This is a genomic window from Pseudomonas sp. CFBP2511, from assembly GCF_030209255.1.
Lineage (GTDB): Bacteria > Pseudomonadota > Gammaproteobacteria > Pseudomonadales > Pseudomonadaceae > Aquipseudomonas > Aquipseudomonas avellanae.
Map to the genome: position 1 here is coordinate 148,334 of NZ_JARVSI010000010.1, position 12,633 is coordinate 160,966.

Below are 12,633 nucleotides of genomic sequence, written 5' to 3' on the forward strand. Positions count from 1 at the left end.
CGGGCGCTTTCGCTTGCCTTCCCGGAAACGGGCGGGCCAGAGGCGTTGGTTCTGCAAATCACACTTTAGAGGGATCTAGCGTAGCAGCCTGCTGGCTATAGTCGGCACAGGGAATGAGCAAGAGCGGACCTGGCTGTGTGTGGATTCGATGACCGAGTCGTTTTTGGATTTTCCCACTGCCATAACAATAAAACACACGGAGTAGCATCGATGACAACCACAACCCCATTCTGGCGTCGGGCCAAGCTGCCCCTGGCCGTCAGCCTCGCGTCTTCACTGGCCGGCCCGGCTTTTGGCGTGACCTTCAACGTCGGTGAAATCGAAGGCAGTTTCGACTCCTCGTTGTCGGTGGGCGCGAGCTGGTCGACCGAGAAAGCCAACAAAAACCTGATCGGGGCCAACAATGGCGGGCGTGGGTTGTCGCAGACCTCTGATGATGGCCACTTGAACTTCAAGCGTGGGGAGACGTTTTCGAAGATTTTCAAGGGCATTCATGATCTGGAGCTCAAGTACGGCGATACCGGTGTGTTTGTACGTGGCAAATACTGGTACGACTTCGAACTCAAGGATGAAAACCGCGAGTTCAAGGACATCAGCGATTCGGGCCGTAAAGAGGGCGCCAAATCCTCCGGGTTCCAGTTGCTTGATGCCTTCGTCTATCACAACTATTCGATCGCAGATCAACCGGGCGCTGTGCGCTTCGGCAAGCAGGTCATCAGTTGGGGTGAAAGTACCTTTATTCAGGGCGGCATCAACAGCGTGAACCCGGTCGATGTCTCGGCCTTTCGGCGTCCAGGCTCGGAAATCAAGGAAGGCCTGATTCCGGTCAACATGTTCTACCTGTCGCAAAGCCTGACCGACAATCTGTCTGCCGAAGGCTTCTACCAGCTGGAATGGGACCAGACGGTGGTCGACAACTGCGGCACCTTCTTCTCGCAGCCAGACGTGATCGCCGACGGTTGCAACAATAACCTTGCAGTACTGCGCAGTCGCAGCGGCCTGAACAGTTCGCTGACGGCGGCCGGTTTGCCAGCGGGGGCGCGCGGGGCGGTGTTCAACTCGCTGTCGCAGCAGGGCGTGGTGTTCGGCAACCCGGACGAGGGCGCTGTGGTGCGCCGTGGTCCTGATCGTGATGCGCGTGACAGCGGCCAGTTCGGGTTTGCCATGCGCTACAACTTCGAGCCGCTGGACACCGAGTTCGGTGCCTACATGATGAATTACCACAGCCGCGCACCGATTTTCAGCGGTCGCGGTGGTTCGGCGGCTTCGTTCAGCCCGCAAGGGCTGGTTGGCTCGCTGGTTCGTAACGGCTTGCCGGCCGGCACCGCTGCAGCGTTGGCGCCGACCTTGCTGCCCGTCGTGGTGGCTGGCAACTCCAGTTATTACGTCGAATACCCCGAAGACATTCGCCTGTACGGTTTGAGCTTCTCGACCACATTGCCTACCGGCACCGCGTGGAGCGGCGAGATCAGCTACCGTCCGAATGCGCCGGTTCAGGTCAACACCACCGACATCCTGTATTCAGGTATTTCGCCGCTCAACCCCAACGTATCGCTGCTGAGCGGGCGGCCGAACACTGATCAGCCCGGTTATCGCCGCAAAGAAATCACCCAGATGCAGACCACGTTCACCCAGTTCTTCGATCAGGTCATGGGCGCCGAGCGTCTGACCGTGGTGGGTGAAGTGGGCTGGACCCACGTCGGTGGTCTGGAAAGCACCTCGAAAATCCGTTACGGCCGCGACCCGGTGTACGGTCCGGGTCCATTGCCAGGCGGTCAATGCGCAACGCTGAACGCCGGCACATTGACCGGTGCCGAGCAAAACAACCTGACCCGCTATTGCGAAGACGATGGCTTTACCACGGCCAACTCCTGGGGTTATCGCGCACGCGCCATCTGGGATTACAACAGCGTGTTCGCCGGGGTCAACCTGCGTCCAAGCGTGGCCTGGTCGCATGACGTGAAGGGTTATTCACCCGGCCCTGGCGGTAACTTCGAAGAAGGCCGCAAAGCGGTCAGCCTGGGCCTGGATGCCGAGTACCAGAACACCTACACCGCGAACCTTTCCTACACCAACTTTTTTGACGGGAAATACACCACGGTCGATGACCGGGACTTCGTGGCGCTCAGCTTCGGCATGAACTTCTAAGAACATGGTTTTCAGGATGACGATGAACATGAAAATAACAAAAAGTCTGTTGCAGGCCGGTGTGTTGGGCCTGTCGTTGCTGGCAACCGGTGTCATGGCGGCAGTCTCCGCTTCCGACGCGGCAAAGCTTGGGACCACCCTGACGCCGATGGGCGCGGAAAAGGCCGGCAATGCCGCCAATACCATTTCGGCCTGGAGCCCGATGCCGAAAAGCGCCGGCGCGGTGGACAGCAAGGGCTTCCTTGCCAACCCGTACGCCAGCGAAAAGCCGTTGTTCATCATCACGGCCGCCAACGTGGAGCAGTACAAGGACAAGCTGGCACCGGGCCAATACGCAATGTTCAAGCGTTACCCGGACAGCTACCGGATTCCGGTCTACCCGACCCATCGCGGCGCTACCGTGCCCGATAGCGTGTTTGCCGCCATCAAGAAAAACGCCACGACCTCCAGGCTGGTCAGCGGCGGCAGCGGTCTGGAAAACTTCGACACGGCCATCCCATTCCCGATTCCGGCCAGCGGTGTGGAAGTCATCTGGAACCACATCACCCGTTATCGCGGCGGCAGCGTGAAACGTCTGGTCACTCAGGCCACGCCGCAGGCCAACGGCTCCTACAGCCTGGTGTACTTCTCCGACCAGTTCGTGTTTCGCGACAAATTGCGGGATTTCGACCCGAAAAACCCGGGTAACATCCTGTTCTACTTCAAGCAGGAAGTGACGGCTCCGGCACGCTTGGCGGGCGGTGTGTTGCTGGTGCACGAAACCCTGGATCAGGTCGCCGAACCGCGCTCGGCATGGCTGTACAACGCCGGTCAGCGCCGGGTACGACGCGCACCTCAGGTGTCGTATGACGGCCCTGGTACCGCTTCGGATGGTCTGCGCACCTCCGATAACCTCGACATGTACAACGGCGCGCCGGATCGCTATGACTGGAAACTGATCGGCAAGCAGGAAATGTACATCGCCTCCAACAGCCACAAGCTGGACGACCCGACGCTCAAGTACGCCGACATCATCAAGGCCGGTCACATCAATCAGGACTTGACCCGCTATGAGCTGCGCCGCGTCTGGCATGTCACTGCCACACTCAAGGAAGGCCAGCGCCACATCTACGCCAAGCGCGACTTCTTCTTTGACGAAGACACCTGGCAGGCAGCCGTTATCGACCACTACGACGGGCGTGGGCAGCTGTGGCGTGTGGCCGAGGCTCACTCGGAAAACTACTACGACCAGCAAGTGCCGTGGTATGCGATCGAAACCCTGTATGACCTGCAATCGGGTCGCTATGTGGCGCTGGGCATGAAAAACGAGGAAAAAAGAGCGTACGAGTTCGGTTTCACGGCCGGTGCCAGTGACTTCACACCCAACGCACTGCGTCAGGAAGGGGTGCGTTAAGCGGCTGAGTCGAGTTGAACCTGGGGTTGTATCGCCTGTTGATACAACCCCCCAGCCTCATAAATGGCTCGTGTGCGTGAAAGCCCCGTTATCGGGGCTTTTTTGTGTGTAGGCAATTGCCTCATAAGCTGTAGGAATTTTGTTACAGTCTTTTTCGTGATGACCTTCAAAAGCAGCGATTTACCCGCTAGTCTCCGAACACCGCGACGCCGTACCAATGATTCCCACACGGATTCCCACACGAGCCGGCCATGACTGATCTGTCCCGAATGCAAGGGTTCGCAGACAGCGCGATTCCTGCGTTGGAAGGACGATTTTTCCGTCCGCCCCTGCCTGAAGGTTACGTTCCCCGTTCCCGCCTGTGTCAGCGCCTCAATGAGGGGCTGGGCGGGCGTCTGCTGCTGGTGTGCGCGCCGGCCGGGTTTGGCAAGAGTTCGCTGGCGGTCGAGTTCTGCCAGGGCTTGCCGGACCAATGGCAGAACGTATGGCTGGGGCTAAGTGCGCGGGACAGTGAGCCGGGGCGCTTCCTTGAACGTTTGCTCGGCAGCCTGCAGCAGTTCTTTCCGCAACTGGGCGCGCAGGCGATGGGCCTGCTGAAGATGCGTCAGCGTCATCAGCCGTTCGCGTTCGAAGAATGGCTCGACAGCCTGCTTGATGAACTGGCCATGCACCTGATGTTGAGCAAGCCGCTGTTGCTGGTGCTCGACGACTATCATCTGGCGCAAGGGCCGGTGCTCGATCGCTGTTTGCAGTTTTTCCTCAATCATCTGCCGGCCGGGCTGGTGGTCATGGTCACCAGCCGGCAACGGCCTGACTGGCACCTGGCGCGTTTGCGTCTGACCCGTCAGTTGCTTGAAATCAACGAGCAGGACCTGCGCCTCACCCAGGCTGAATCCATGGCGGTGCTGGACCGGCACAGCCGTTCGCTCGACAGTGAAGCGCTACAAAGCCTGATTCTGCGCAGCGAAGGCTGGGTGGCCGGGTTGCGCTTCTGGTTGCTGGCGGCCACTGAAGCCGGCGATGAAAGTGCCCTGTCGCAAGCGCTGCGCGGCAGTGAAGTGCTGATTCGCGAGTACCTGCTTGAAGAAGTGATCGACTGCCTGCCTGCCGATGTTCAGGCATTTCTCTATGACACCGCGTGCCTGGAGCGTTTTTGCGCCGAGTTGTGCAACGCCGCGCGAGACAGTCATGACAGTGTCGAGATGCTCCGTTATCTGCAGGCGCATCAGGTGTTTCTGGTGCCGCTGGACGAGCAGGGCCGCTGGTTTCGTTATCACCACCTGTTTTCCGATCTGTTGCGCGCCCGCCAGACGGCCGATGCGCAAACCACCCGTCTGCACCTCAACGCCTGCCGCTGGTTCAGCGCTCAGGGCCAACTGGACGAGGCGGTCGAACAGGCGTTGCGCGCCGGGCATCTGGATGTGGCGGCCAATCTGGTGCAGAACCTTTCCGAAGAGCAACTGCTGGCCGAACAGAATGTCGGCATGCTGCTGCGTTGGAAAATGGACCTGCCGGACGACCTGCTGACCAGTACGCCACGCCTGATCGTACTGTACGCATGGGCACTGGGGCTGGCCTGCCAGCTGGACGCCGCCGAAGAGCTGGCCAATCAGTTGAGCCGTTTCCTGCCGGCGCCCTCGGCGACCGCGCAGAAGTCCATGCTTGCGCAGTGGCTGGCGCTCAGCGGTATCATCGCGCGTGGGCGAGGTGACAGCGAGAAGACCGAACGCTATTGCCGTGAAGCCCTGCTGACCTTGCCGCAAAGGCGCTACGGCCAGCGGCTGGTCTGCCTGTCGACGCTGGCCAACCTTGCGGTGGCCGAGGGCGACCTGTGGCAAGCGCGCGTGCTCAATCGCGATGCACTGGAACTGGCGCAACGGGTTGCAAACCCGCTGTTCGAGGCCCTGGCGCATTACGACCGCGCCAGAGTCCTGCAGGCGCGAGGCGAAATCATCCGTGCCCTTGAGGAAGTGCGCCAGGGGCAGCAGCGCCTCAAGGGTTTGTCCACCGTGCGCTTGTACGCTGTTCGCGCGCGTCTGACGTTGTACGAAGGGTACCTGCTGGCCCTGCGTCTGCAAGTGGACGAAGGGCGGGCCTTGTTGCTGGCCGGTCTGGCCGAGGCACGCGCCTGCCGTGACATCAGTGTGCTGATCGGCCACTGCGTGATCGCAACGATGGAAGGCTGTGCCGGACGCTTTGCCGAAGCCTTCGCCGAACTTGCCGAAGCCGAACGCCTGATGCACATCTGGGACGTGCCGCCCATCTACTACCTGGCGATGATCACCCTGGTCAAATGCGAGCTGTGGCTGATACAGGGGCGCATCGATCTGGCTGAAGCCTGGCTGCTGCGCCTGACCCAGACCTACAATGGCGGGCTCGGTGCCGCAGCGCCGGAGTGTCATCCGCCGTTGTCGCAACATATCGAATTGCAACGTGCCGTGCTGGAGCGGATACAGGGTGATGAGGTTGCCAGCGAGCAGCGTTTGCAGGCACTTGAGCAACGGGCGCAGGAGGTGGGCGCGCAACTGCTGAGGCTGATCGCCATGACCCAGCAAATAGCGCTGTTGCTCAATCAGGGGCGACAGGATGAAGCCCGGACGCTGCTGATACGCAGCGTTCAAGCCTCGGCGGGTGGCGCGCTGTTGCCCTTCAGGGTTTTGCTGGCCGAACATTCCCAATGGTTGCACGAGCAACTGCAACTGGCACCGTCCTGCAAACTGTGCAATGCCCTGCGGGAAAAATTCCCGGCCTGCTTCAAACCGGCGGCGCCTGAGCCTGCGCATGGCAGCGACTGCCTGAGTGTGCGTGAGCTGGGTGTGCTGCGATTGATTGCGCAGGGGTGTTCCAATCAGGAAATCAGCGAGCAGTTGTTCATTTCCCTGCACACCGTCAAGACTCACGCCAGCCACATCAACAGCAAACTGGGCGTCGAGCGGCGTACTCAGGCGGTGGCGAGGGCGAAGATTCTGGGCTTGCTGGGCTGATAAAAAGGCAGGCGCTATCAGGCAGGCGTGCCGGCCCACAGCGTATCGACCTCTGCCAGGCCCCAATCACCGGGCAGCTCGATTTTCACAATCGCGTCCGGGTCGGCAGAACAGCCCAGGTCGATGATCTGTGCGGCGAAAGTCTTGCCGGTACGCGCCGACATGAACACCTTCACCCGGGGTTTGAGCAAAGATTCCTCGCTCTGCTCGACCACCACGCCCAGGCGACCGCTTTCCAGACGCACCAGCGTGCCGATCGGATAAATACCGACGGTTTTGACGAAACTCTGAAACACCCGCTCGTCAAAATGACCTTTCCACGACGCCATCTCGCGAATCGAATGCGCCACCCCCCAGCCTTTTTTGTAAGGCCGGTCGGAGGTAATGGCGTCATACACGTCACAGACCGCGCCCATGCGGGCAAAGATGCTGATCTGCTCGCCCTGCAGGCCATGAGGGTAGCCAGAGCCGTCGATCTTCTCGTGGTGATGCAGGCAGACGTCCATAACCATTGCCGCCACGGGTTGGTTTTCCTTGAGGATCTTCAGGCCCAGTTCCGGGTGAGCCTTCATGGTCTCGAATTCTTCATGGGTCAGGCGGCCGGGTTTGTTGAGCACATCCGGGGCGATCATCATTTTTCCCACATCGTGCATCAACCCGGCGACGCCTGCTTCGCGCACCTGTTCGTCAGGCATGCCCATGCGTCTGGCCAGCGCGACCATCAACGCGCAGACCGCCACCGAGTGCATGTAGGTGTACTCGTCGGAGGTTTTGAGCCTTGAAAGGCTGATCAGCGCATGGGGATGGCGCAGAATCGAATTGGAGATTTCTTCCACCAGCAACTGCACGTTGTCGACATCCATGGCCTGACCCATACGGGCCTCGGTAAACATGGCCATGACGGCATTCCTGGCTCTGCCGCAGATAGCCCGGGCACGCAGCACCTCTTTGTCCAGACTGGCCGGGGCGGTGTCGTTTGAAACCGGGGAGGTTCTCGCCTGTGGTGCCAGCACACGACTTTTACCGGTTTCAATCCAGACTTCCCGGGTGCCTGATTGCTGGATGCGCTTGAGTACATCGGCATCTTCAAGCATGACTTCGACCAGACTGATCCAGAACGGATCATCGGTCCAGCGACGACAGATTTTGTGGATGTGCATGCCGAGGGCAAGGTCGGCGACCGGAATTTTTTTCAGCATGCTCAGTTACCCATGTGCGTTGGCACAGTGGGCAATGAGCAAGAGCGACACGTGGGCGACCGATTGCTGACTGATACCAGAGCAGCGCGGGGACTGCTGATCGACATGATTTCACCTCATTGACGGCAAGGATCATCCTGATCTCGAAATGCCAGTATACGGGGCGGCCAGCAAAAAAATCATGTCTATTTATTGCCCGTCAACAAGCCGTCAGGCAGGTGCCCCCTTGCTGCCTGAAAGGCAAGGCCTGCGGGTTTTCTGACGCCGTCAGCGCCCAGTTAAAAAGACGCCGGGTACGTTCAGACAGCGGCCGCTGCGCCCGGCAGGTGATGGTATTGGCGGCCAAAATACAGCAGCGCGTCCGACGCATCCTGATGCCTGATATCCACCACTTGGCAAAAAAGGATGTCGTGGGTGCCGACGCTGACTGACTGGGTCACTTTGCAGTCCAGGGCCAGTTTGGCGCCTTCCAGCAGCGGCGCGCCGGTCACGCCGCTTTCCCAGTGGCCAGCGGCAAAGCGCTCCTCTTGTGAGGTCTTGCCGCCAAACAGGTTAGACAGCGCCTGCTGGCTGTTGCACAGCGTATTGACACACAGCGTGCCGTTGCCGATGAAGGTTTCATACACCGACGCGCTGCGGTTGATGCAGACCAGCAGGGTTGGCGGCTGGTCGGTCACGCTGCACACCGCGGTTGCGGTAAAGCCGGCGCGGCCGCTCTGGCCGTCGGTGGTGATGACGTTGACCGCCGCTGCAAGGCTGGACATCGCGTCGCGGAAGGCCAACTGGCTGACCGGGATAACGTCGGCGGATAACGTGGTATGGGCTTCAGTTGTGGCTTGCATGAGTGAGTCCTTTCAGGTTTGTGCGCTGAGAAAATCGAGCAAGGCTCGCTGGAACGGCAGGGCGTCGCTGATGCTGGAGGCGTGGCCGCCGTATTCCAGCAACACCAGTCTGGCATTCGGCAGCACTTCTGCCAGGTGCCGGGATTGTTGCCACGGCACGAGCATGTCATCGCGGTTGGCAATCAGCAGGGTCGGGGTCTGAATGCGCACAAGCTCCGCTTCGATGTTGAATGTTTCCAGTGCATGGATGCGCCGCAGGAGGTTTTCGGTGTCAGGAAAATGCGCCAGCGCGTGGGCTTCATCGTCGGCCAGCCGCGCACTGTTGGCAGCGATCCAGTCAGCCGGGTACAGAAACAACGCCTGCGCCTGAACATAAGCCTGCGGCCCGCTGTTCAACAGCAGTTGCTTGCGTACCGAAAAACAGCGCGCGCTGTGCGGGTTCGGACTGCTCCAGGCGTTGATCAGCACCTGGCTTTGCAGCAATTGAGGGCGTAACAGCGCCAGTTCCAGCCCGACCAGCCCGCCCAGCGCATGCCCCATGAAGTGGCAACGCTGAATGCCGAGCGAGTCGAGCAGGGCCAGCAATTCGACGGCCATGTGCCGGATCGAGTAATCCGACGGCAGGGCCGCAGGGCTGCGCCCGGTTCCGGCGTGGTCGTAGACCAGCACGTCATGGTCGCGAGTCAGCATCGCCAGGTCATCGGCCCAGTAACGGCTGGACCCGCCCAACCCGGAGCTGAGCACCAACAACGGCGCATCGGCGAGCTGACAACGATGGATTTCATGGAACATGCGCGTTCTCCGGGGCGGGCTTCAGGCCGGTTTCGAGACCGTTTGTGAGACCAGTGCTCAGCCGATGTGGGCGATGCTGGCGATTTCGATCAGGGCTTCGGGTTTCACCAGCCCGCACTGGATGCAGTAACGGGCCGGTTTCTCCCCTGCGAAGTACTCGGCGTACACCTCGTTGACCTTGGCGTAGTCGGCCCAGTCACGAATCATGATCATGTTGAAGGTGACGTCATCCATCGTGCCGCCCGCGGTTTCGACCACGCTTTTGATGGTTTCCAGTACGTGCCGAGTCTGTGCGGTCGCGTCGCCGACGTGCACCACATTGTTGTCCTTGTCGAACGGCAAGGTGCCGGAGACATACAGCACGCCGTCGGCCATCGAACCCGGCACAAACGGGGCAATGGGCTTGGTGGTGCCGGCAGGAATAATCGCTTTCTTGGTCATGCAAAGGTCCTCACAAAGGTTGCCCGAAAGGGCTGAAAGTGGTGCAGAAGTCATCGACGCTGGATACCCAGCCGAAGAACGTTTCGATGTTGAACAGGGCGGCCTGCTGGGCGAATTCCGGACCTGCCTGATGGGTGGCATCTGCCAGCACCACACCGAAATACTCCAGGTGGAAGCCGTCACGCAGGGTCGATTCGACGCAGACATTGGTCGCGATGCCGGTGAACACCAGGTTGCGAATACCGCGACTGCGCAACACGCTGTCGAAACTGGAATTGAAAAAGCCGCTGTAACGGATTTTCGGCACCACGATGTCGCCTGGCTCGGGCTTCAGCTCGTCGACCAGTTGATAGTCCCAGCCGCCCTTGGCCAGCAATTGCCCTTCGAGTTCCGGGCGTTTGCGCATGGTTTTCAAGGCGTTGGACTTGTGCCAGTTCGGCGAACCGGGGCCACCGGCCTCGACGTAGTCCGGGTCCCAGCCGTTCTGGAAAAAGATCACCGGCATGCCAGCGGCTCGTGCAGCTGCGCAGGCCCGCTTGATGTTGGCGATGACCGGCCCGGTGCTGCTGACATCGAACCCGGCCAGGTCCAGATAACCGCCGAGCGATGCGTAGGCATTCTGCATGTCAACCACCACCAGCGCCGTTTCGCCGAGCTTCATACGCAGCGCTTCGGGCCGCGCCGGCAGCACACGGGCAGGCTGATCATCCTGCGGCAGGTCGACGCCTGCGACGCTTACCGGAGCGGTCATCAAACCACCTCCTTGAGCTGGGTGATGTGCGTGCGGCTGGTCATCAATGGCTGGATTTTCTGCCCGAAATCTTCGACGCCTTTCACAAAATCATCGAAGGTCAGCATCACGCCTTGAGTACCCGGCACACTGGCGACTTCGTCGAGCATCTTCGCCACGTTGGCCCACGAGCCCACCAGCGTGCCCATATTGATATTGACCGCTGAGGTCGGGTCGGCCATCTGCCGCAGGTTCGATCCTGCGCTCTTGTCCGCCGCGCCTTTTTCGCTCAACCAGGCGATGGCTTCTTCATCGGCGCCTGCTTTTATGTGGTCCCAGCGAGCCCGTGCGGCCTCATCGGTGTCGTCGGCGATGATCATGAACAGCACGCAGGAAGTCACGTTACGCCCGGTTTTTTCGTTGGCTTCGATCAGTTTCTGTGCGGTCGGCGCGAAAGCGGTGGGGGTATTCACGCCTTTGCCGAAGCAGAAGTTGTAGTCGGCGTATTGCGCCGAGAATGCCATGCCGGCTTCGCTCTGACCGGCGCAGATCAGCTTCATGTCGGCCTGCGGGCGCGGGCTCACGCGGCAGTCCTGCATGCTGAAATGCTCGCCCTTGAAGTCGCTGCTGCCGTTGGCCCACAGGTCGCGCAGGACCTGGGCGTATTCGGCGAGGTATTGGTAACGGGTGTGGAAAAACTCGTCGCCGGGCCACAGGCCCATCTGCTCGTACTCAGGCTTTTGCCAGCCGGTGACCAGGTTGATCCCGAAGCGCCCGTTGGAGATCGAATCGATGGTCGAGGCCATGCGCGCTGCGATGGCAGGCGGAATGGTCAAAGTGGCCACGGTGGCGAACAGCTGGATTTTGCTGGTCACTGCCGCCAGCCCCGCCATCAGCGTGAAAGACTCCAGGTTGTGCTCCCAGAACTCGGTCTTGCCGCCAAAGCCGCGCAGTTTGATCATCGATAACGCAAAGTCGAAACCGTAGCTTTCGGCTGTCTGCACGATCTGTTTGTTCAGCTCGAACGTCGGCATGTACTGCGGTGCGTTGCTGGAAATCAGCCAGCCGTTGTTGCCGATGGGGATGAAGATACCGATGTCCATATGAGGCCTCTCTGCGTTGATCGATGCGTGCCAGAGCACTTGATCGATCGTTTGCATTAAGCGGGCCAATAATTTTTATTGTTTTTATTCAATCAGTTACAAATAAAAATCGTTTTTAGTAGACCATTTGGTCTGAATCAGAGCACTTGGTTTGTGCAGGGCGCACGCAGATGGGGCAGGGTTGATCGGGCAGGGAATCCATATCGACAAAATAGCTGCGCCCGTTAAGATGCCCGCTCATTTCGGCATCACTGGATGGATGTGCGTGAACAAGAAACCTCCCGTGACGGAGCCCGCGAGCAAGCGCGGACGCAAGGTCAAGCCCGAAACCGTGGTCAAGACCACCCGCGAGCCCAGCGCCACGTCTCTGAAGCGGCGCATGCGCCTGATGGAAGGCAAGCGCACCCTGATTCTCGATGCCGCGCTGGAGATCTTTTCCCGCTACGGCGTGCACGGCAGCAGCCTGGATCAGGTCGCGAGCCTGGCGGATGTGTCCAAGACCAACCTGCTGTATTACTTCAGCAGCAAGGATGACCTTTACCTGAACGTGCTGCGTCAGTTGCTTGAAGTCTGGCTCAGCCCGCTGGTGCATTTCACCGCCGACAAAGAGCCGGTGCAGGCCATCGGTGCCTATATCAAGGCCAAGCTCGAGATGTCCCGCGATCATCCGGCTGAGTCACGGTTGTTCTGCATGGAAGTGATGCAGGGCGCGCCGCTGATTCAGGGCGAACTGCAGCACCCGTTGCGCGATACGGTGCAGGCCAAGGTGGCGGTGATCCAGCACTGGATCGACAGCGGCCAGTTGGCCCCGATCAACCCGCATCACCTGATTTTCACCCTGTGGGCGACCACTCAGCATTACGCTGACTTTCGCACCCAGGTCGAGGCCGTGACCGGAAAAACGCTGGATGATCCGGTGTTTTTCGAGGAAGTGCTGGCCAGCCTGCGCAGCATGGTCCTGGATGGCATCCTGCCGCGTACGGCCTGAAAAATTGCGCGTG

At 60.1% G+C, this 12,633-nt stretch carries 10 protein-coding genes; 4 read left to right on the forward strand and 6 right to left on the reverse strand.

Translation table 11 applies throughout. The annotated features are described in order from the left end of the window. The first annotated feature begins 210 nt into the window (after positions 1 to 210). The 3 genes from QRN38_RS09240 to QRN38_RS09250 all read left to right on the forward strand — a co-directional run bounded on the left by QRN38_RS09240 (position 211) and on the right by QRN38_RS09250 (position 6,525). Positions 211 to 2,148 carry a DUF1302 domain-containing protein gene (locus QRN38_RS09240; protein WP_005768793.1) on the forward strand — a complete coding sequence of 646 codons (1,938 nt, stop codon included), beginning with the start codon at positions 211 to 213 and terminating at the stop codon, positions 2,146 to 2,148. Positions 2,149 to 2,176: 28 nt separating this feature from the next. Beyond that, positions 2,177 to 3,541, forward strand: coding sequence for a DUF1329 domain-containing protein (locus QRN38_RS09245; RefSeq protein WP_057417975.1), 1,365 nt, complete (start codon positions 2,177 to 2,179; stop codon positions 3,539 to 3,541). Positions 3,542 to 3,792: 251 nt separating this feature from the next. Next, positions 3,793 to 6,525 carry a winged helix-turn-helix domain-containing protein gene (locus QRN38_RS09250; RefSeq protein WP_057417973.1) on the forward strand — a complete coding sequence of 911 codons (2,733 nt, stop codon included), beginning with the start codon at positions 3,793 to 3,795 and terminating at the stop codon, positions 6,523 to 6,525. 17 nt (positions 6,526 to 6,542) lie between these two features. Here the strand turns inward: QRN38_RS09250 and QRN38_RS09255 are convergent, their stop codons facing one another. The 6 genes from QRN38_RS09255 to rutA all read right to left on the reverse strand — a co-directional run bounded on the left by QRN38_RS09255 (position 6,543) and on the right by rutA (position 11,632). Continuing rightward, positions 6,543 to 7,724, reverse strand: a complete 1,182-nt coding sequence (locus tag QRN38_RS09255) for an HD-GYP domain-containing protein (RefSeq protein ID WP_057417972.1) — start codon at positions 7,722 to 7,724, stop codon at positions 6,543 to 6,545. A 299-nt stretch (positions 7,725 to 8,023) separates the two neighbouring features. Next, on the reverse strand, positions 8,024 to 8,566 hold the full coding sequence (gene rutF / locus QRN38_RS09260) for an NADH-dependent FMN reductase RutF (RefSeq protein WP_011103444.1): 543 nt from the start codon (positions 8,564 to 8,566) through the stop codon (positions 8,024 to 8,026). 12 nt (positions 8,567 to 8,578) lie between these two features. After that, the gene (rutD, locus tag QRN38_RS09265) at positions 8,579 to 9,358 is read right to left on the reverse strand and encodes a pyrimidine utilization protein D (RefSeq protein WP_057417971.1); all 780 of its coding nucleotides are present in this window, start codon (positions 9,356 to 9,358) and stop codon (positions 8,579 to 8,581) included. A gap of 57 nt (positions 9,359 to 9,415) precedes the next feature. After that, complete coding sequence (gene rutC, locus QRN38_RS09270) at positions 9,416 to 9,799, reverse strand: pyrimidine utilization protein C (RefSeq protein ID WP_002552194.1); 384 nt, start codon at positions 9,797 to 9,799, stop codon at positions 9,416 to 9,418. Between the two features lie 10 nt (positions 9,800 to 9,809). After that, complete coding sequence (gene rutB, locus QRN38_RS09275; protein ID WP_057417970.1) at positions 9,810 to 10,550, reverse strand: pyrimidine utilization protein B; 741 nt, start codon at positions 10,548 to 10,550, stop codon at positions 9,810 to 9,812. After that, positions 10,550 to 11,632, reverse strand: coding sequence for a pyrimidine utilization protein A (gene rutA, locus QRN38_RS09280; RefSeq protein ID WP_003379266.1), 1,083 nt, complete (start codon positions 11,630 to 11,632; stop codon positions 10,550 to 10,552). The genes rutB and rutA overlap by 1 nt, the downstream gene beginning before the upstream one ends. Before the next feature lie 259 nt (positions 11,633 to 11,891). Here rutA and rutR point away from each other — a divergent pair, with 259 nt between their 5' ends. Then, complete coding sequence (gene rutR, locus QRN38_RS09285; protein WP_007244096.1) at positions 11,892 to 12,620, forward strand: pyrimidine utilization regulatory protein R; 729 nt, start codon at positions 11,892 to 11,894, stop codon at positions 12,618 to 12,620. Positions 12,621 to 12,633 lie beyond the last annotated feature (13 nt).

Excerpts from the sequence above, each read along its gene's own strand:
- QRN38_RS09240 (WP_005768793.1), top strand. The coding sequence starts at position 211 with ATGACAACCACAACCCCATTCTGGCGTCGGGCCAAGCTGCCCCTGGCC.
- QRN38_RS09245 (WP_057417975.1), top strand. The coding sequence starts at position 2,177 with ATGAAAATAACAAAAAGTCTGTTGCAGGCCGGTGTGTTGGGCCTGTCG.
- QRN38_RS09250 (WP_057417973.1), top strand. The coding sequence starts at position 3,793 with ATGACTGATCTGTCCCGAATGCAAGGGTTCGCAGACAGCGCGATTCCT.
- QRN38_RS09255 (WP_057417972.1), bottom strand. The coding sequence starts at position 7,724 with ATGCTGAAAAAAATTCCGGTCGCCGACCTTGCCCTCGGCATGCACATC.
- rutF (WP_011103444.1), bottom strand. The coding sequence starts at position 8,566 with ATGCAAGCCACAACTGAAGCCCATACCACGTTATCCGCCGACGTTATC.
- rutD (WP_057417971.1), bottom strand. The coding sequence starts at position 9,358 with ATGTTCCATGAAATCCATCGTTGTCAGCTCGCCGATGCGCCGTTGTTG.
- rutC (WP_002552194.1), bottom strand. The coding sequence starts at position 9,799 with ATGACCAAGAAAGCGATTATTCCTGCCGGCACCACCAAGCCCATTGCC.
- rutB (WP_057417970.1), bottom strand. The coding sequence starts at position 10,550 with ATGACCGCTCCGGTAAGCGTCGCAGGCGTCGACCTGCCGCAGGATGAT.
- rutA (WP_003379266.1), bottom strand. The coding sequence starts at position 11,632 with ATGGACATCGGTATCTTCATCCCCATCGGCAACAACGGCTGGCTGATT.
- rutR (WP_007244096.1), top strand. The coding sequence starts at position 11,892 with ATGTGCGTGAACAAGAAACCTCCCGTGACGGAGCCCGCGAGCAAGCGC.